This is a genomic window from Microbacterium soli, from assembly GCF_039539005.1.
Lineage (GTDB): Bacteria > Actinomycetota > Actinomycetes > Actinomycetales > Microbacteriaceae > Microbacterium > Microbacterium soli.
Map to the genome: position 1 here is coordinate 591,993 of NZ_BAABCP010000001.1, position 17,311 is coordinate 609,303.

Annotated in this window: 14 protein-coding genes and 1 riboswitch; of the genes, 6 read left to right on the forward strand and 8 right to left on the reverse strand. The window is 69.1% G+C overall.

The window, feature by feature from the left end; genetic code table 11:
• Positions 1-3: 3 nt before the first annotated feature.
• The 6 genes from ABD770_RS02780 to glyA all read right to left on the reverse strand — a co-directional run bounded on the left by ABD770_RS02780 (position 4) and on the right by glyA (position 6,605).
• Positions 4-945, reverse strand: coding sequence for a carbohydrate ABC transporter permease (locus ABD770_RS02780; RefSeq protein ID WP_344817970.1), 942 nt, complete (start codon positions 943-945; stop codon positions 4-6).
• Positions 942-1,850, reverse strand: a complete 909-nt coding sequence (locus tag ABD770_RS02785) for a carbohydrate ABC transporter permease (RefSeq protein ID WP_344817971.1) — start codon at positions 1,848-1,850, stop codon at positions 942-944. The genes ABD770_RS02780 and ABD770_RS02785 overlap by 4 nt, the downstream gene beginning before the upstream one ends.
• A gap of 81 nt (positions 1,851-1,931) precedes the next feature.
• Positions 1,932-3,227 (reverse strand): ABC transporter substrate-binding protein, encoded by a 1,296-nt coding sequence (locus ABD770_RS02790; protein ID WP_344817972.1) that lies wholly within the window; start codon positions 3,225-3,227, stop codon positions 1,932-1,934.
• 223 nt (positions 3,228-3,450) lie between these two features.
• On the reverse strand, positions 3,451-4,320 hold the full coding sequence (locus tag ABD770_RS02795) for an IclR family transcriptional regulator (protein ID WP_344817973.1): 870 nt from the start codon (positions 4,318-4,320) through the stop codon (positions 3,451-3,453).
• A gap of 129 nt (positions 4,321-4,449) precedes the next feature.
• Positions 4,450-5,334 carry a bifunctional methylenetetrahydrofolate dehydrogenase/methenyltetrahydrofolate cyclohydrolase gene (locus ABD770_RS02800; RefSeq protein WP_344817974.1) on the reverse strand — a complete coding sequence of 295 codons (885 nt, stop codon included), beginning with the start codon at positions 5,332-5,334 and terminating at the stop codon, positions 4,450-4,452.
• A complete protein-coding gene (gene glyA / locus ABD770_RS02805) occupies positions 5,331-6,605 on the reverse strand; it encodes a serine hydroxymethyltransferase (RefSeq protein WP_344817975.1) in 1,275 nt (424 codons plus the stop codon). The genes ABD770_RS02800 and glyA overlap by 4 nt, the downstream gene beginning before the upstream one ends.
• A 36-nt stretch (positions 6,606-6,641) precedes the next feature.
• Positions 6,642-6,726, reverse strand: a riboswitch (ZMP/ZTP riboswitch).
• Positions 6,727-6,860: 134 nt separating this feature from the next.
• Here glyA and ABD770_RS02810 point away from each other — a divergent pair.
• The 5 genes from ABD770_RS02810 (at position 6,861) to ABD770_RS02830 (ending at position 12,443) form a co-directional block, all read left to right on the forward strand.
• Positions 6,861-8,051 carry an N-acetylglucosamine-6-phosphate deacetylase gene (locus ABD770_RS02810; protein ID WP_344817976.1) on the forward strand — a complete coding sequence of 397 codons (1,191 nt, stop codon included), beginning with the start codon at positions 6,861-6,863 and terminating at the stop codon, positions 8,049-8,051.
• Between the two features lie 408 nt (positions 8,052-8,459).
• Positions 8,460-10,280, forward strand: coding sequence for a sigma-70 family RNA polymerase sigma factor (locus ABD770_RS02815; RefSeq protein ID WP_344817977.1), 1,821 nt, complete (start codon positions 8,460-8,462; stop codon positions 10,278-10,280).
• A 51-nt stretch (positions 10,281-10,331) separates the two neighbouring features.
• Positions 10,332-10,697, forward strand: coding sequence for a YrdB family protein (locus tag ABD770_RS02820; RefSeq protein ID WP_344817978.1), 366 nt, complete (start codon positions 10,332-10,334; stop codon positions 10,695-10,697).
• On the forward strand, positions 10,694-12,055 hold the full coding sequence (locus ABD770_RS02825; protein WP_344817979.1) for an FAD-binding oxidoreductase: 1,362 nt from the start codon (positions 10,694-10,696) through the stop codon (positions 12,053-12,055). Before ABD770_RS02820 ends, ABD770_RS02825 begins: the two co-directional genes overlap by 4 nt.
• Positions 12,048-12,443: an NUDIX hydrolase gene (locus ABD770_RS02830; protein WP_344817980.1), complete on the forward strand. Its 396-nt coding sequence runs from the start codon at positions 12,048-12,050 to the stop codon at positions 12,441-12,443. The genes ABD770_RS02825 and ABD770_RS02830 overlap by 8 nt, the downstream gene beginning before the upstream one ends.
• A 13-nt stretch (positions 12,444-12,456) precedes the next feature.
• On the opposite strand, the gene ABD770_RS02835 is transcribed toward ABD770_RS02830, so the two are convergent.
• A complete protein-coding gene (locus ABD770_RS02835; protein WP_344817981.1) occupies positions 12,457-13,236 on the reverse strand; it encodes a glucosamine-6-phosphate deaminase in 780 nt (259 codons plus the stop codon).
• A 297-nt stretch (positions 13,237-13,533) separates the two neighbouring features.
• On the opposite strand from ABD770_RS02835, the gene ABD770_RS02840 reads away from it, so the two are divergent.
• Complete coding sequence (locus ABD770_RS02840) at positions 13,534-14,982, forward strand: L,D-transpeptidase (RefSeq protein ID WP_344817983.1); 1,449 nt, start codon at positions 13,534-13,536, stop codon at positions 14,980-14,982.
• Positions 14,983-15,064: 82 nt separating this feature from the next.
• On the opposite strand, the gene ABD770_RS02845 is transcribed toward ABD770_RS02840, so the two are convergent.
• Entirely contained in the window at positions 15,065-17,284 is a 2,220-nt protein-coding gene (locus ABD770_RS02845; protein ID WP_344819856.1) for an NADP-dependent isocitrate dehydrogenase, read from the reverse strand.
• Between the last annotated feature and the right edge of the window lie 27 nt (positions 17,285-17,311).

Below are 17,311 nucleotides of genomic sequence, written 5' to 3' on the forward strand. Positions count from 1 at the left end.
ATGTCATCCCTTCGTGGATCCGAGAGTCAGTCCTGCCACGAACTGCTTCTGCAGCAGGATGAAGATGACGAGTGTGGGCAGCGCCGCCAGCAGTGCGGCGGCCGCGATCATGTTCTGGTTCGCGACGAACTCGCCCTTCAGGTCCGTGAGCGCGGAGGTGATGGGGCGCAGTCTGCCCGTGGAGATCAGGCTGATGGCCCAGAAGAAGTCGTTGTAGATCCAGGTGGTCAGCAGCGTCGCCAGTGCGGCGAGTGCGGGTCGGATGGTCGGGAGTGTGAGGCTCCAGTAGCGCGTCCACAGTGAGGCGCCGTCGACGATCGCGGCCTCGTACATCTCCTGGGGCACCGTCTTCATGTAGTTGCTGAGCACGAACACGCAGAAGCCCATCTGGAAGATCACGTTGATGACGATCAGGCCGAAGATCGAGTTGTACATGTACCCGCTGGGGCTGAGGAACGCCGGCAGCGGGATCATCAGATACAGCCGATACAGCGGTGTGATGATCACCTGCTGAGGGAGCAGGTTCCCCGCCGTGAAGAGGATCAGCAGCGCCAGATTGAGCTTTGAGCTGCGCCTGCTCACCACGAAGGCGATGGCCGATGCGAAGAAGAGCGTCACGACCACTGCCGGGGCGGTGATGACGAACGAGTTCCAGAAGTAGCCCAGGATGTTCGACTGCCGCCAGGCCTCGATGAAGTTCGTCAGGGTGAGGCTGTGCGCGATGGAGACATAGCCGTACTTGTTCGTCTCCTCGATCGGGCGCAGACCGACGTAGAGCGCGAAGACGACGGGAAGCAGCCAGATCAGCGCGACGCTCAGCATGAACAGCTCGGCGACGATCTGCCAAGGACGCCGGCGTCGCCGACGTCGTGGTCGCTGCTCCGCCCGGACGTCGTTCGAGGGCCGGGCGGCGTGGCGAGGGGCGTGCAGGGTCGGCGTCGTCATCGCTGTCCCGCTCTCTCGGTCCGGAAGGTCTGCCAGAGGAAGATCGTGATCGGCACCAGGGAGATGACCAGGAGGACGACTCCCATCGCCGATCCGAAGCCGATCCTCTTGATCTCCCCGACGATGTTGTTGGTGATGAGCACGGACAGCAGTTCCAGCCCGTTGTGACCGCGGTTGGTGATGTAGACCAGATCGAAGGCGCGGAGGGATTCGATCACGGTGACGATGAGCACGACGATGTTGATCGGGCGCATCGTGGGGAAGGTCACATGCCAGAACCGCTGCCACGAGTTCACGCCGTCCAGGGATGCCGCCTCTTTCAGGGCGGGGTCGACGGACTTCAGCCCGGCCAGGTACAGCACCATCACATAGCCCGCCTGCCGCCAGCTGGCCTCGATCAGGACCGCCCAGAGGTTGATCTTCGGATTCCCGAGCCAGTCGATCAGGTCGCTGTCCGAGGAACGGTCCAGCACGGCATTGACCAGTCCGTAGTTCGACGAGTACATGAATTCCCAGATGATGCCGATGAGCGCCAGCGACAGCAGCACCGGCAGGAACAGGGCGCTCTGATAGAAGCGACTGCCGCGCACGCCGCTGTCGATGATGAGGGCGAAGAACATCCCGAGCGGCGTCGCGATTCCCATGAAGACGACCAGCCAGATGAGGTTGTGCCAGACCGCCGGCCAGAACTCCGGGTAGACGGTGGCCGCCTGAACGTAGTTCTGCACTCCGTGGAGACAGCCGTTGCTCAGTCCCGCAGTCATCGAGGTGCCCTGGCAGGGGGCCGCCTGCAGCGGTCCGATGCCGTTCCACTTGGTGAAGGACAGCAGGACCGATGCCAGGGCGGGCCCCCAGATGAAGAGGAACAGGGCGAGCGTCGGAACACCGACGAGTGCTCCGGCCACCCACTTGTCCGTCCGCGTCAGGCGTGACAGCCGATGTCGGCGATGCCTCTTCCCGATCTGCAGAGTCGACATCATGACGGATCAGGAGAAGATCGTCTTGGCCTGCGCCTCGAGACGCTTCTGGATCGCCAGGATGTTCGAACTGCTGGAGTCCTGGATGAAGTCCTGGATACCGGAGAACGCCGCATCCGCCATCGCCGGATCCGTGTCGCGGTCGAGGAACTGCGAGACCGCCTTCTTCGACGCGATCAGTTCGGTCGACTTCTTCTGGATCGCGTTGTACTGCGCCGTGTCGATGCCCGTGGCCATGCCGACGTCCCACTGATCGGTCTTCAGGTAGGTGGCTTCGGCCTGTGCCGTGCCGAGGTACTCCAGCACCTTCTTCGCACCCGTCACGTTCTTGGCCTTGGCCGCGCACATGTAGCCATCCGCCGGAGCCTCCATGAAATCCGTCCCGTACTGGGAGTTCACGGTCGGGAATTCGAAGAAGTCCAGGTCGGGCAGGTTGTCCGGCGAGTAGTTCGCACCGACCTGGTTCGACCCCTGGAACATCATCCCGGCGTTGCCGTTCTCCAGGTCCTTCGCCGCGTCCTGCCAGATGCGGCCGTTCGCCCCGTTCTGGCAGTACGGCAGCAGCTCGGCGTAGTGGTCGAAGACATCGGTGACGCCCTTGTCCGTCCACGGGATCTCGTGCCGCATGAGCTGCATGTGGTAGTCGTATCCGTTGATGCGCAGGTCGAGCGTGTCGAAGAACCCGCACCCCGGCCACAGATCCTTGTCGGCGAAGGCGATGGGCACCAGGCCGTCCGCCTTCATCTTCTTGGCGAGCGCGATCAGCTCGTCCCATGTCGTCGGGTCGGTGTAGCCCCGCTCCGTGAAGACGCTCTGATTGTGGAAGAACACCCACGGGTAGTTGTACATCGGCACGAAGTAGTAGTGCCCGTCGAGGCCCTTCGACAGAGCGTGGGCGGCGGAACCGAAGTTGTCTCCGATGGCGTCCCAGACGTCGTCGATCGGCGTGGCGAGGCCCTGGTTGGCGAAGAAGGCCATGCGGAAGCCCGCGAACCAGGTGAACAGGTCGTCGGGGGTGGCCTGCAGGTAGTCGCTGATGCTGCTCTTGAAGGTCTCATGATCGACGAGATTGAGGGAGATGTCGAGCCCGGTCTTCTGCGCCGCCTCGTCGATGAGCGACTTCTGCGACTCCTTCACACCGGGGTTCGAGTTGTAGGAGCCGACCGTCACCTTCGTGTCGCCGTCGGCGCTTCCGCTGCGTCCGGAACCGCCGGCACCGGGGCTGCTGCAGGATGCCAGGGCCATGCTCGCCGCGCCGAAGAGCGTCGTCGCGGCGAAGCCGCCGAGCAGGGTCCTCCTCGTCATCAGATGGCGTTGAGAGTATGCGCGCAATTCCGAGTCGTTCATGCTCAACCTTTCAGGACGTCGTCGTCGAACTGCCTCTTGGTTGCGACCATGCCCGAAATGTTTGGCAGACATTACTGCCGTTTGGCTGGGCCAAATCAGCGTTACATCATCGTTATCGACGGTGCGGCCTGCGCTGGAACCCGATGCGCTGCCTGCCCGCGCCGTCTTCTCGACGCCGACGTCAGATCGACCGGTGCGCTCCCCCGCGACGGCTCTCCCAGTCGCGGCGGGCCGTCGGCTGATACCCCAGGCGCTCCTCGATCGCGTGCACGGCCGCGGTGAGCGGAGGCAGATGCTGCTGCACGGTCTGCTGATTGAGGCGGGTCGACATGCCGACGATGGTGAGCGCCGCCACGGCACGCCCACGATAGTCGTGCACCGGCATGGCGACCGAGCAGAGGCCGACCTCGCCCTCCTGCCAGCACGTGGCGAATCCTCGGCGCCTGGACCTGTCGAGCTCGTGCCGCAGCAGTTCGGGGTCCGTGATCGTCGCCGAGGTCAGCGCCGGCAGGCGCTCATGCAGCACCCGATCGTAGAACACGGGGTCAGCCCCGAACGCCAGCAGCACTTTCCCCGATGCCGTGGCGTGCAGAGGGAACCGGCGACCCGTGTTCGCCGTCACTCGGAACGGCGATGGCGCCTCACCGCGGTCCAGGTAGAGCACCGAGTCCTCGTCGAGGATGCCCAGCAGCACGAACTCCGAGGTCTCCGACGCGAGGCCGTCGAGGTAGTGCCGCGCGACGCGGGTGACCTCGACGCTGTTGGCGACCGAGGATCCCAGTTCGTACAGTCCCCAATCCAGCCGGTACGCACCGGTCACCGGATCCCGTGTCACGAATCGCCGGGTCTCGAGCGTGGCCAGCAGGTGATACACCGCGGCTTTGCTCATCCCGCTCCGGCCGGCGATATCGGCCAGGCCGAGCCCGCGGGGCGCGGCCGCGATCACCTGCATGACGTCGATGGCGTGGTCGACCGACCTGACTCTGCGGGACCGTGGTCCCGGAGTGGCCGCCGCCGAGGCATCCTGCTCGTCCGCGTCGGGACTGATCATGGCTGTTCCCGTCTGGTGCACCACTCGCTTCGCGTCAAGTGTCGCACAGACTCGTCGTCGCCGGTCCATGGGCGGAGCGCGACCGGGATCCCCCGTCGGTGCGCGGAGACCCCAGTCCGTCGCCCCCGGCTACGAGCGCAGCGTGCGCTCCGCGGCCTCCACGACGTTCGTCATGAGCAGGGCGACCGTCATGGGGCCCACGCCGCCGGGATTCGGCGAGAGGAAGCCCGCGACGTCTGCGACGTCCGGGTGCACGTCGCCGTAGACCTTGTTCTTCCCCGTCTCCGGGTCCGTCTCCCGCGTGACACCGACATCCAGCACCGCGGCACCGGGCTTCACGTCCGAGGCCCTGATGAGGTGCTTCACGCCGGCGCCGGCGACGATGACGTCGGCCTCACGCAGATACGGCGTCATGTCCGGCGTGCCGGTGTGCACCTGCGTGACGGTGGCGTTGACGGCCCGCCGGGTCAGCAGCAGACCCATCGGTCGCCCGATGGTCACACCGCGGCCGACGACGACGACGTGCTTGCCGTTCAGGTCGTAGTCGTTGCGCAGCAGCAGCTCGATCACTCCGCGCGGGGTGCACGGCAGCGGGGTGCGGATGGGGCCGTTGACGTTGAGCACCAGACGACCGAGGTTGGTGGGGTGCAGTCCGTCGGCGTCCTTCGCCGGATCGATGCGCTCGAGGATGGCGTGCGTGTCGAGATGCTTCGGCAGCGGGAGCTGCACGATGTAGCCATGGCAGCTCGGATCGGCGTTGAGCTCATCGATGAGAGCCTCGACGTCCTCCTGCGTCGCGTCGCCGGGCAGCTCGCGCTGGATCGAGTTCATGCCGATGGCCTCGGACTGGCGGTGCTTCATGCCGACGTACAGCTGGGATGCGGGGTCGGCGCCCACCAGCACGGTGGCGATACCGGGGACGACGCCGCGCTCGCGCAGCGCCGCCACTCGCTCGGCCAGCTCGCTCTTGATCGCCGCCGCAGCGGCCTTCCCGTCGAGGAGCTTCGCGGTCACTGCTGCAGCCCGGGGTACAGCGGGAACGCCTCGGCCAGCGTTGCGACGCGGGCACGCAGCGCCTCCACGTCGGCACCGGGCTGGAGCGCGAGGGCGATGACGTCGGCGACCTCGGTGAACTCCGCGTCTCCGAAGCCGCGGGTGGCGAGTGCCGGCGTGCCGATGCGCAGGCCCGAGGTGATCATCGGCGGGCGCGGGTCGTTGGGGACCGCGTTGCGGTTCACGGTGATGTGGATCTCGTGCAGCAGGTCCTCTGCCTGCTTGCCGTCGATCTCGGCGTCACGCAGGTCCACGAGCACGAGGTGCACATCCGTGCCGCCGGAGCGCACGGCGATGCCCGCGTCCTTCACGTCCTGCTGCGAGAGACGCTCGGCGATGATCTTCGCGCCCGACAGCACGCGCTGCTGGCGCTCGGCGAACTCGGGGGTCGCGGCGAGCTTGAACGCCGTGGCCTTGGCCGCGACGACGTGCATGAGCGGGCCGCCCTGCTGCCCCGGGAACACGGCCGAGTTGATCTTCTTGGCGATGTCGGCGTCGTTGGTGAGGATGAAGCCCGAGCGCGGTCCGCCGATGGTCTTGTGCACGGTCGAGGAGACGACGTGCGCGTGCGGCACGGGACTCGGGTGCAGGCCCGCGGCGACGAGCCCGGCGAAGTGCGCCATGTCGACCCACAGCAGCGCGCCGACCTCATCGGCGATGGCGCGGAACGCGGCGAAGTCCAGCTGGCGGGGGTACGCCGACCAGCCGGCGATGATGACCTTCGGCTTGTGCTCGATGGCCAGCGCGCGGACCTCGTCCATGTCGATGACGGAGGTCTCCGGGTTCACCCCGTACGCGACGATGTTGTACAGCCGGCCGGAGAAGTTGATCTTCATGCCGTGGGTGAGGTGCCCGCCCTGGTCGAGCGAGAGTCCCAGGAGGGTGTCGCCCGGGCGCGCGATGGCGTGCAGCACGGCGGCGTTGGCCGATGCGCCGGAGTGCGGCTGAACGTTCGCGAACTCGGAGCCGAACAGCGCCTTGGCGCGCTCGATCGCCAGGGATTCGGCGACATCGACCTCCTCGCAACCGCCGTAGTAGCGACGGCCGGGGTAGCCCTCGGCGTACTTGTTGGTGAGCACCGAACCCTGCGACTGCAGCACGGAGACGGGCACGAAGTTCTCGGACGCGATCATCTCGAGGTAGGTGCGCTGCCGGTTCAGCTCGCGCTCGAGCACCTCGGCGATCTCCGGGTCGACCTCGGCGAGCGGCGCGTTGAAGTATCGGTCGGTCATGGCAATCTCCTGTTCACATGGGAAAGGGGTGTGTTCCTCATCGGCCCAGGCGCGCGGTCGAACTCCTCGAGGTCGCTCCCCGGTGGTCACACCCACCCAGACGCCAGTCGCGACCACATGAGTTTACCGGATGCCGATGCCGTGTGTCCGGCGCGTCCGCACGGCGCGTCCGCGCTCCCGACGGTTTCGCGAGAGACTGGAGCGCGACGGCGCGCGCACCGCGTCCGCCGCACCGCACACCCCCTGGAGCGCACGATGACACCGACCACCCCCTCCCGCGGCTCGCGGCTCATCCATTCCGTCCGGATCGTCGACGGCGACGGCTCGATCACGGAGGACGGCTGGGTGCGCTTCGAGGCCGGCATCGTGTCCGCGCGCGGCACGGGGTCGGACAGACCGGATGCCGACGAGGTCGTCGACGCCGCCGCCGTCGCCGGACCGGCGGCCGTCCTCACTCCCGGCTTCGTCGACATCCACGGGCACGGTGGCGCGGGAGCCGCGTACGACTCCGGCGCGGATGCCATCCGCACCGGCCGGGACATGCATCGCGAGCACGGTACGACGCGCGCGGTCATCTCCCTCGTCACCGCCACGATCGACCAGCTCGCCGAGCAGGTGGCGACGATCGCCGACCTGGTGCAGACGGATGCCGGGGTGCTCGGCAGTCACCTCGAGGGCCCGTTCCTCGACCCCGGCCACCACGGCGCACACGAGCCGTCGCTGCTGCGCGATCCCGATGCCGACGCCATCGCGCGCCTGCTGGAGGCGGGGCGCGGGACGGTGCGGCAGGTGACGCTGGCACCGGAGCTGCCCGGCGGCATCGACGCGGTGCGCCAGATCACGGCGGCGGGTGCGGCTGTGGCCGTGGGGCACACGAACGCGGATGCCGGGATGGCCCGCGCCGCCTTCGAGGCCGGCGCCTCGATCCTCACCCACGCCTTCAACGCGATGAACGGCATCCATCACCGCGCGCCCGGCCCCGTGCTCATCGCCGCGGCCGATCACAGGGTCGTCCTGGAGGGCATCGCCGACAACATCCATCTCGACCCGCACATCATCAAACTGCTCTTCGATGCGGCACCGGGCCGGGTGGCGCTCATCACGGATGCGATGGCGGCGGCGGGCAGCGCGGACGGCCACTACGACCTGGGCGCGGTGAAGGTGACCGTCACCGACGGGGTGGCGCGCACCGACGCCGACGGGGCGATCGCCGGATCCACGCTCAGACAGGATGCCGCGCTGCGCAACGCGGTCGACGCGGGCGTCGCCCTCGGCGAGGCCGTGCGGGCGCTGACGGCGACACCGGCGTCCGCGGTGGGCTTCGGCGGCTCGCTGGGTCTGCTGCACCCGGGTTTCACGGCGGATGCCGTGCTGCTGGACGCCGACCTCGCCGTCCGCGGCGTATGGACGGGCGCCGCGCCGGTGCACCGTTCCGCGGTGAGCTGATCCCGCCGGCGCCGCGCACACGCGCGGGCATCGGCGAGGCGGGACCACCGGTCTCCCCAGCTCGGCGGCCCCGCCTCTCCTCGAGCCGATCAGGTCGGAGTCTCCTCCCCCGAGGACTCCGTCCCGACCACGTTCTCCGCCGCGACGCTGTCGCGACGACTCCATCCGCACCGCCCCCCGGTGGTGGCATCAGGAGTGCTCTACGAGAAGAGACGGCGCAGGACGGGTTTCATTACGCCGGTTCGTGAAAATCTTCCGAACGGATTCTGGGAGCGCTCCTGAAGGTTGTGGACAGGGGTGGCCTTCGCGCGCGTTTCAGGGGAGAATGTCGAAGACGCGTGATGAATGAGCCATCCACGCGTCTCTTGTTGTGAACGCGTTCCGGGGAGCGCGCGAGCGAAGGACCACGTGGAAGACCAGAGTTCAAGGACATCAGCTGCCGCTGACGCCGATCTCGTGCTGCGCACGCGATCGGGCGACGCGGAAGCCTTCGGCGAACTCTGGCGTCGGCATTACCGCTCGGGGATCACCGTGGCGCGCTCGGTCACCTCCTCGATCGATCCCGATGATCTCGTGCAGGAGTCGTACGCGCGGATCTACCAGGCCATCCTCAAGGGCGGAGGGCCCAACGGCTCGTTCCGCGCCTACCTGTTCACGAGCATCCGCAACACGGCTGCGGCCTGGGGACGCGCCCGCCACGAGAGCACGATCGAGGAGCTCGAGGTCGTCGATCCCGCCAGCACGGATGCCGCGGTGAACGAGGAGCTCGATCGCGGGCTGACCGCCCAGGCGTTCCGATCCCTGCCCTCGCGCTGGCAGGAGGTGCTCTGGTACTCGGAGATCGAGCAGATGAAGCCGGCGGCGATCGGCACGCTGCTGGGCATGAGCGCCGGCGCGGTCTCACAGCTCGCGTTCCGTGCCCGCGAGGGTCTGCGAGAGGCCTGGGTCCAGGCCCACCTGCGCAGCGTCGGCGAGGGATCCGAGTGCCGGTGGACGATCGAGCATCTCGGCGCCTACTCCCGCGGCAATCTCGGCTCTCGATCCCAGCAGCGCGCCGACAGGCATCTGGAGTCGTGCACGCGCTGCATGATCGTTGCGGCGGAGGCGAAGGACGTCTCCAGCAGGCTCGCACTCGTGCTCCTCCCCCTCGTGCTGGGCGTCACCGGCGCGTCCGCGTACCTCGCGACGCTGCAGGGCGCGGGCGCCCCCGTCGTCGCTCTGGCCGCCATGCCGTCGAGCGTCGTCGAGGGCGCCGTCGTCGCAGGGTCGGGCGCAGCCACAGGCTCCGCGTCCGCCGTGTCGGGCTCCGCGACCTCGGGCTCCGGAGCGTCTTCGGGTTCCGCGGCGGCGGGGTCGGCCACGGCAGGGTCGAGTTCCGTCGGCGGGCTCGGGGCCCTGGTCGGCGTGGGTTCGGCCGCACTCATCGTGGCGGGTGTCGTGGCCGCAGCAGCGGTGCTCCCGGGCATGCTCAGCTCCGCTCCGGCGACCTCGCAGCCGAGTGCCACCGACCGTGAGCAGTCCGGCCTCTCCTCGGAGGTCGTCCCGGACCCGGCGATGGAGGCCGACGATCCGCTGGTGATCGAACTGGAGGAGCAGACTCCGCCAGAACCGGAGCCGGAACCCGAGCCGTCGGAGCCCGAGGTCGCACCGCAGCTCGACACCGTTCCCGCTCGACAGCACCCGGATGTCGCGGATCCCCCCGCGGAGCCGGAGGCTCAGCCAGAACCGGAAACCGAGCCGGAACCCGAACCCGAGCCGGAACCCGAACCCGAGCCGGAACCCGAACCCGAGCCGGAACCCGAACCCGAGCCGGAACCCGAACCCGAGCCGGAACCCGAGCCCGACCCTCAGCCGGAGCCGTCACCCGACCCGGAGACCGAGGTGCCGGGGTCGCCGGAGGATCGACCCGGGCTGCCGGTGGGCGTGCCCGGGCTCGGCAAGGGGATGGTCGCCTGGAGCATCCCGGATCACACGGTGCACTACCTGGTCCTCTTCACCGGTGAGCCCGGTGTGACGGTGCGCGCGACGCTGGGCGACAGCGTGCAGGAGATCACGATCCGCAAGCGCGGCAGGGCCCTGCTGAATCTCGATCCGACCTGGCAGCAGGTGTGCGAGGACGCTCCACTGTCGTACGGGTATGCGGACGGCGACGAAGTCGGCGAGGTGGCGGTCGTGCGGCTCTCCGAGCTCAGCCGGTTCGCGCCGCCGCCGGGACAGTGCAAGCTCTGAGAGCGGGTCGGCCGACCCGGCTGTTCGGCCCCGCCGCCTAGACTTGAACGCATGCCCGAGGATTCCGCCGCCGACCTGAACCGCCCCGCGCCGAACGCCCTGGATCTCATCCGCGTGGTGGTGCTGCTGGTCGCTCTGATCTCCCTCGCGCTGTGGGGCTTCGGCAGTTGGTCCATGCCCTGGAGCATCGTGATCGGCATCGGCACCCCCGTCGTGACCCTCCTGGTGTGGGCGCTGTTCCTCTCCCCGCGCGCGGTGCTGCACCTGCATCCGTTCCTGCGCGCACTCGTGGAGCTGCTCGTCTACGCCGCCGTGACGCTGGCGTGGTGGTCGCTCGGGCAGGCCTGGATCGGCATCGCCTTCGCCGTGGTGGCCGTCGCCGCGGGCGTCATCGCCGGCCGGCGAGCGCTGGCATGACAGCGCTCGCTCGTCTGAGAGACGAACTCGGCGAGGCGGTGGACACCACCGCCGAATCGCTGGAGGCCGCTCGTGCCGACCGCAGCGGGCATCGTTCGCCCGGCAGGCCGCTTGCCGTCGTGCACGCCCGCAGCGTGGATGACGTGCAGCGCACACTGCGGATCGCGTCGGCCACGGGAACCGGTGTCGTCGTGCGCGGAGCCGGCACCGGCCTGGCCGGCGGTGCGAATGCGGGACCGGGCGAGATCGTGCTCTCGACCGCGCTCATGAACCGTCTCGTCGAGGTGCGCCCCGATGACCTGCTCGCCGTGGTCGAGCCGGGCATCCTGAACGCCGATCTGAATGCGCGGCTGGCCGAGCACGGCGTGTGGTGGGCGCCCGACCCCGCCAGCCGTGACATCTCCACGGTCGGCGGCAACATCGCCACCGGCGCCGGCGGACTGCTGTGTGCGAAGTACGGCGTCGTCCGCGACGCGGTACTGGGCGTCGACCTCGTCCTCGCCGACGGACGGATGCTGCGCCTGGGCCATCGCACCGTCAAGGGCGTCACCGGTCTCGACCTCACGTCCCTCGTGATCGGTTCCGAGGGCCGGCTGGGCGTCGTCGTGGGTGCGACGCTCAAGCTGCGGCGCCTGGTGAAGGGCGACGCCTGCACCATCACGGCGTCCTTCAGCGCCGTGGGCGCAGCGGCCTCCGCAGCCTCATCGGTCACGGCCGCCGGCATCCAGCCCGCGATCATGGAGCTCATGGACGCCCGCTCGCTGCGCGCCGTGCACGATCTGCTGGGTCTGGCCGCACCGCCGGCGGGAACCGTCCAGCTGACCGTCAGGACCGACGGCCCGGCCGCCCGGGAGGACGCCGGCCGCATCGCCGCCGTGCTGACGGCGAACGGAGGCGATGTCACGATGACCGAAGACCCCGTCGAGGGCGAGCGCCTGCTCAGCATCCGCCGTTCCGTGCACCCCGCGCTGGCGGCGCTGGGGACGACACTCATCGAGGACGTCGCCGTTCCCCGCAGCGCGATGCCGGCGATGTTCGAGGAGATCGCCCGCATCGAGCGGGTCCACGGGCTGCAGATCCCCACGGTCGCGCACGCCGGGGACGGCAATCTGCATCCGAACTTCATCTTCGAGGGCGAGGAGGTCCCCGAGTCGATCTGGGCCGCCGCGGACGAGCTGTTCCGCGCCGCGATCCGGCTGGGCGGAACGCTCACCGGCGAACACGGGGTCGGCGAGCTGAAGAGCCGATGGCTGGCGGAGGAGCTCGGAGACGACCAGTGGGAGCTGCAGCGGCGGATCACGCGCGTGTTCGACCCGCAGGGCATCCTCAATCGGGGGAAGGTGTTCGCCGATGCCTGACATCCGCGTCAGCGCGGCGGTGATCGTCGATCGCGCGGGCCGCGCGCTCGTCGTCCGCAAGCAGGGCACGACACGCTTCATGCAGCCCGGCGGCAAGCCCGAGCCCGGCGAGACGCCCGCCCAGACCCTCATCCGCGAACTGGATGAGGAGCTCGCGCTGCACGTCGAGGAGTCCGATCTCGAGCCGCTCGGCACGTTCGTCTCCGCCGCCGCGAACGAGCCGGGCCACCGCGTGATCGCCGACGCGTTCGCGCTGCGCGCCGAGGCCGAGGACGTGGTCGTGCGCGCCGAGCTCGCCGAGCTGCGCTGGCTGGAGCGCGGCGACCGCACGAGCGTGCCGCTCGCGCCGCTCAGTCAGGAGCACCTGCTGGCGTTCGCCTGGCAGTGACGTCGGCGCGGGATCAGAGACCCTGCCAGGCCGGCTTGTTGGCGTAGGAGCGGCGGTAGTAGTCGGCGAGCTTCAGCTGCGATGCGGCTTCCTCGTCGACGACCACCGTGACGTGCGGATGCAGCTGCACGGCCGACCCGGGGACCATGGCGCTGACGGGCCCCTCAACCGCGGCCGCGACCGCGTGCGCCTTGCCCTCGCCGAACGCGAGCATCACGAGGTGCCGCGCCCGCAGGATCGTCCCCAGACCCTGGGTGATGCAGTGCTGCGGGACATCGTGCACGGAGTCGAAGAAGCGCGCGTTGTCCTGGCGGGTCTGCTCGGTGAGCGTCTTGATGCGCGTGGTGGAGGCGAACGAGGAGCCCGGCTCGTTGAAGCCGATGTGGCCGTCGGTGCCGATCCCGAGGAGCTGCAGGTCGATGCCTCCCGCGGCGACGATGGCCGCGTCGTAGTCGTCGCCGGCATGCTGGATCGTCTCGATCGCGCCGTCGGGGACACGGATCAGCTTCGGGTCCAGCCCCAGGGGCTCGATGACCTCACGCGTGATGACGGAGCGGTAGCTCTGGGGATGCGCGGGGTCGATGCCGACGTACTCGTCCAGCGCGAACCCGCGGACGTGCGACAGATCGCGGCCGGCCAGGCGTGTGCGGAGGGCATCGTAGACCGGCAGCGGGGTGGATCCCGTCGCGAGCCCCAGGACGGGTTCGGGGACGGTGTCGATGAGCCGGACGATCTCATCGGCGACGAGCGCGCCGCCGACGTTCCGGTTCTCCACGATGACGACTTCAGCCATGAACGATTCTCTCCTTGTCGAGGGCGACGGTGCCGGGTTCCCGCAGAGCTGCTCCGCCGCCGCCTGTGGCGGCGAGTCGATCGGAGCACCCCGATTCTCTCATCGACGCGGAGAACTCGCGCATCCGCCCGGACCGGCGGCGGCGCGAAGCGGCCTGCAGGACGGAGAGGACCTCCGCAGGTTATCGAAATGTTACCGGTCCGGGCGTTCCCGAGGCGCACGGGGCGTTTCACGGACCCGCCCGTCGCTTAACATGGGAGGGTCAGCCGAATCGTGTGCCATGGGGGGGGTGAGCGGGTGACCGATCTGATCTCCGATCCCGGAACAGGAGAGGTCCGCACCTCAGCGCCCGACGCGCTGACGCAGGAGAGCGGGCAACCCGTGCAGTGGGCTCCGACCGAGGCGCCGGCCAAGAAGAAGAGGCACATCGGCCTGTGGGTCGGACTCGGTGCGGGCGCACTGGTGCTCGTCGGCGCGGCCGCATCGCTGATCCTCATCGCCCCCGGCACCACGATCGCCGGCGTCCCCGTCGGCGGCATGACCCCGGGCATCGCGGCCGAGGCGATCAGCTCCCGCCTGGCCACCACGGAGATCGAGCTGACCGGCGCGGGCGACGGAACGACGCTCACCGGCGCCGACCTGGGTGCGCACGTCGACGCCGAGGGCCTGGCGGAGCAGGCGTTCGCCGATCGCCCCCTGTGGAACATCTCGGCGTGGATGGGCGAGCCGATCCACGCCGACGTGCTCCTCGACCCTGAGATCGCGGAGCACGCGCTGCACGCAGCCGTCCCCACCAGCTACGTCGACCCCGTCAGCGCCGACGTCGTCTTCGATGCGGACGCGTCCGCGTACACCTTCACGCCCGCCGAGACCGGTACCGGCATCTCCGTGCCCGACCTCGCCGATGCGTTCACCGCGGCCGCGTCGGACGGCGAGCGCGCGTTCCGCTTCTCCGCCGATGCGACGGAGGTCACCGCCACCATCACCGACGAGAAGGCCGCCGCCACCGTCGAGAAGCTCAACGACATGCTCGCCACCATCGGCTTCTATGTCGGCGACGAGCGCACCGTGCCCGTCGCCGCGGACGTGGCGGCGTCCTGGCTGAGCATCGACGAGGTCGACGGCGAGCTGACGATCACCGCCGACCAGTCCGCGATCCAGACCATGGTGGCGTCGCTGCCCGACCTGGTGAACCGCGACGTCGTCACGCAGCAGAACATCGTCGATTCGACGGGCAAGGTGCTGCGCACCCTCACGGAGGGCAAGGACGGCCGCGTCCTCGGGGACACCACGGGCATCGCCTCCGCCTTCGCGACGGATCTCACGCAGGGCGAGGCGGCCTTCCAGCTCCCCGTCACCTCGACGCCGTTCGAGACGACGACGCTGTTCCGCCGCATCGAGGTGGACATCAGCGAGCAGCGGACGTACCTCTTCGAGAACGAGAAACTCGTCGAGTCCTGGGCGATCTCCAGCGGTCTGCCGGAGACCCCGACTCCGCTGGGACGCTTCCGCGTGTTCGGCCACACGGCCAAGCAGAGCATGGGCTGCGGACCGGACTCCCCGTACTGCACACCGAACGTGCCGTGGAACACCTGGTTCGCCCCGGACATCGCCTTCCACGGCGCGTACTGGCACAACAACTTCGGCCACCGCATGAGCCACGGCTGCGTGAACCTGCCGCCGTCGATCGCCAAGCAGGTCTACGATTGGTCTCCGGTGGGCCTCGAGGTGTGGGTGCACGCCTGACGAGTCTCCACGGTCGCCTCGTCGGCCGGGGACGGGAAACGGGCGGATGCCTGTGCCGCATCCGCCCGTTTCCCGTCCGGGCTCAGATCAGGGCGTCGATCGCGGCGTTGAACGTCGCGGACGGGCGCATGACGGCGGCGACCTTCTCGGGATCCGGACGGTAGTAGCCGCCGAGGTCGGCGTGCTCGCCCTGCACGGCGTTGAGCTCTTCGACGATCTTCTGCTCGTTCTCGGCCAGCGTCTCCGCGAGGGGGGCGAAGGCGGCCGCCAGCTCGGCGTCCTTCGTCTGCGTCGCCAGCTCCTGGGCCCAGTACAGTGCGAGGTAGAAGTGGCTGCCGCGGTTGTCGATCGTGCCCAGCGCGCGCCCCGGTGAGCGGTCCTGCTCGAGGAAGGTGCCGGTCGCGGCGTCCAGGGTCTCCGCCAGCACGCGGGCCTTCTCGTTGCCGGTGCGGTCGGCGAAGTGCTCGAGCGACGCCGCCAGCGCGAAGAACTCGCCCAGCGAGTCCCAGCGCAGGTAGTCCTCCTCCACCAGCTGTTGCACGTGCTTGGGCGCGGAGCCGCCGGCACCCGTCTCGAACAGCCCGCCGCCGGCCAGCAGCGGCACGATGCTGAGCATCTTCGCCGACGTGCCGACCTCGAGGATCGGGAACAGGTCGGTCAGGTAGTCGCGCAGCACGTTGCCGGTGACGGAGATGGTGTCCTGCCCCTTGCGCATGCGTGCGAGGGTGTATCGGGTGGCCTCCTCGGGGGCGAGGATCGTGATCGTCAGCCCCTTCGTGTCGAGGGTGGCGAGGCCCTGGTGCACCTTGGCGATGATCTGCGCGTCATGCGCACGGTTCGCGTCCAGCCAGAACACCGCCGGAGCGCCCGTCGCGCGCGCGCGGGACACCGCGAGGCGGACCCAGTCCATCACCGGGATGTGCTTGGCCTGCGTGGCGCGCCAGATGTCGCCCGCCCCGACCTCGTGCGAGATGAGCACCGTGCGGTCGCTGTCGAGCACCCGCACGATGCCGTCCGAGGGGATCTCGAAGGTCTTGTCGTGGCTGCCGTACTCCTCCGCCGCCTGGGCCATGAGGCCGACGTTGGGGACCGTGCCTATGGTGGCCGGGTCCAGCGGGCCGTTGGCGATGACGTCCTCGATGACGGCCTGATACACCCCGGCGTAGGAGGAGTCCGGGATCACGGCGATGGTGTCGGCCTCGCCGCCGTCGCTGCCCCACAGCCTGCCGCCGTTGCGCACGAGCGCCGGCATGGACGCGTCGACGATCACGTCGCTGGGCACGTGCAGGTTCGTGATGCCCTTGTCCGAGTTCACGTAGGACAGCCGGGGGCCGTTCTCGATGGCGCGGTCGAAGGCTGCGGCGATCTCCTCGCCGCCTGCGACGCCCGACAGACCCGCGAGAATCGACCCGAGGCCGTTGTTCGCGCTCAGCCCCGCCTCCGCCAGCCGGTCGCCGTACTGCGCGAACACGTCCTTGAAGAACGCCTTGACCACGTGGCCGAAGATGATCGGGTCGCTGACCTTCATCATGGTGGCCTTCAGATGCACGGAGTACAGCACGTCGTCGGCCTTCGCCGCCGCCAGCGTGTCGGCGAGGAACGCGTCCAGCGCGGCGGCCGACAGGAAGGTCGCGTCGATGATCTCGCGCGGCAGCACCTTCAGCCCCTCCTTGAGGACCGTGACGGTGCCGTCGGCGGCGACGTGCTCGAAGCTCAGCACGTCGTCGTGGGCCGCGACCCAGGAGCGCTCGTTGTGCTTGAAGTCGTCGTGCCCCATGGTCATCACGCGGGTCTTCGATCCCGCCGCGAACGGCTTGTTGCGATGCGGGTGCTTCTTCGCGTAGTTCTTGACGGCGAGGGGCGCACGGCGGTCGCTGTTGCCCTCGCGGAGCACGGGGTTGACGGCCGAGCCCTTGACACGGTCGTACCGCGCCCGCACGTCCTTCTCCTCGAGCGTCTGCGGCTCGTCGGGGTAGTCCGGGATGTCGAAGCCCTTCTCCTGCAGCTCGGCGATCGCCGCCTTCAGCTGGGGGATGGATGCCGAGATGTTCGGCAGCTTGATGATGTTCGCCTCCGGCAGCGTGGCCAGCCCGCCGAGCTCGGCAAGGGCGTCGCCCACCTGCTGCTCGGGGGTGAGCTTCTGCGGGAACGCCGCGAGGATGCGCCCCGCGAGGGAGATGTCCCGCGTCTCCACCGCGATGCCCGCCTGGCCGGTGTACGCCCTGATGATCGGCAGGAAGGACGCCGTGGCCAGCGCCGGCGCCTCGTCCGTGTAGGTGTAGATGATGGCGTCGTCGGTCACCGGATCTCCGTTCGCGAAGGCAGATTT

Bases quoted from the DNA above. Each gene is read 5' to 3' on its own strand.
- ABD770_RS02780 (WP_344817970.1), bottom strand. From the start codon at position 945: ATGACGACGCCGACCCTGCACGCCCCTCGCCACGCCGCCCGGCCCTCG.
- ABD770_RS02790 (WP_344817972.1), bottom strand. From the start codon at position 3,227: ATGACGAGGAGGACCCTGCTCGGCGGCTTCGCCGCGACGACGCTCTTC.
- ABD770_RS02795 (WP_344817973.1), bottom strand. From the start codon at position 4,320: ATGATCAGTCCCGACGCGGACGAGCAGGATGCCTCGGCGGCGGCCACT.
- glyA (WP_344817975.1), bottom strand. From the start codon at position 6,605: ATGACCGACCGATACTTCAACGCGCCGCTCGCCGAGGTCGACCCGGAG.
- ABD770_RS02810 (WP_344817976.1), top strand. From the start codon at position 6,861: ATGACACCGACCACCCCCTCCCGCGGCTCGCGGCTCATCCATTCCGTC.
- ABD770_RS02820 (WP_344817978.1), top strand. From the start codon at position 10,332: ATGCCCGAGGATTCCGCCGCCGACCTGAACCGCCCCGCGCCGAACGCC.
- ABD770_RS02825 (WP_344817979.1), top strand. From the start codon at position 10,694: ATGACAGCGCTCGCTCGTCTGAGAGACGAACTCGGCGAGGCGGTGGAC.
- ABD770_RS02830 (WP_344817980.1), top strand. From the start codon at position 12,048: ATGCCTGACATCCGCGTCAGCGCGGCGGTGATCGTCGATCGCGCGGGC.
- ABD770_RS02835 (WP_344817981.1), bottom strand. From the start codon at position 13,236: ATGGCTGAAGTCGTCATCGTGGAGAACCGGAACGTCGGCGGCGCGCTC.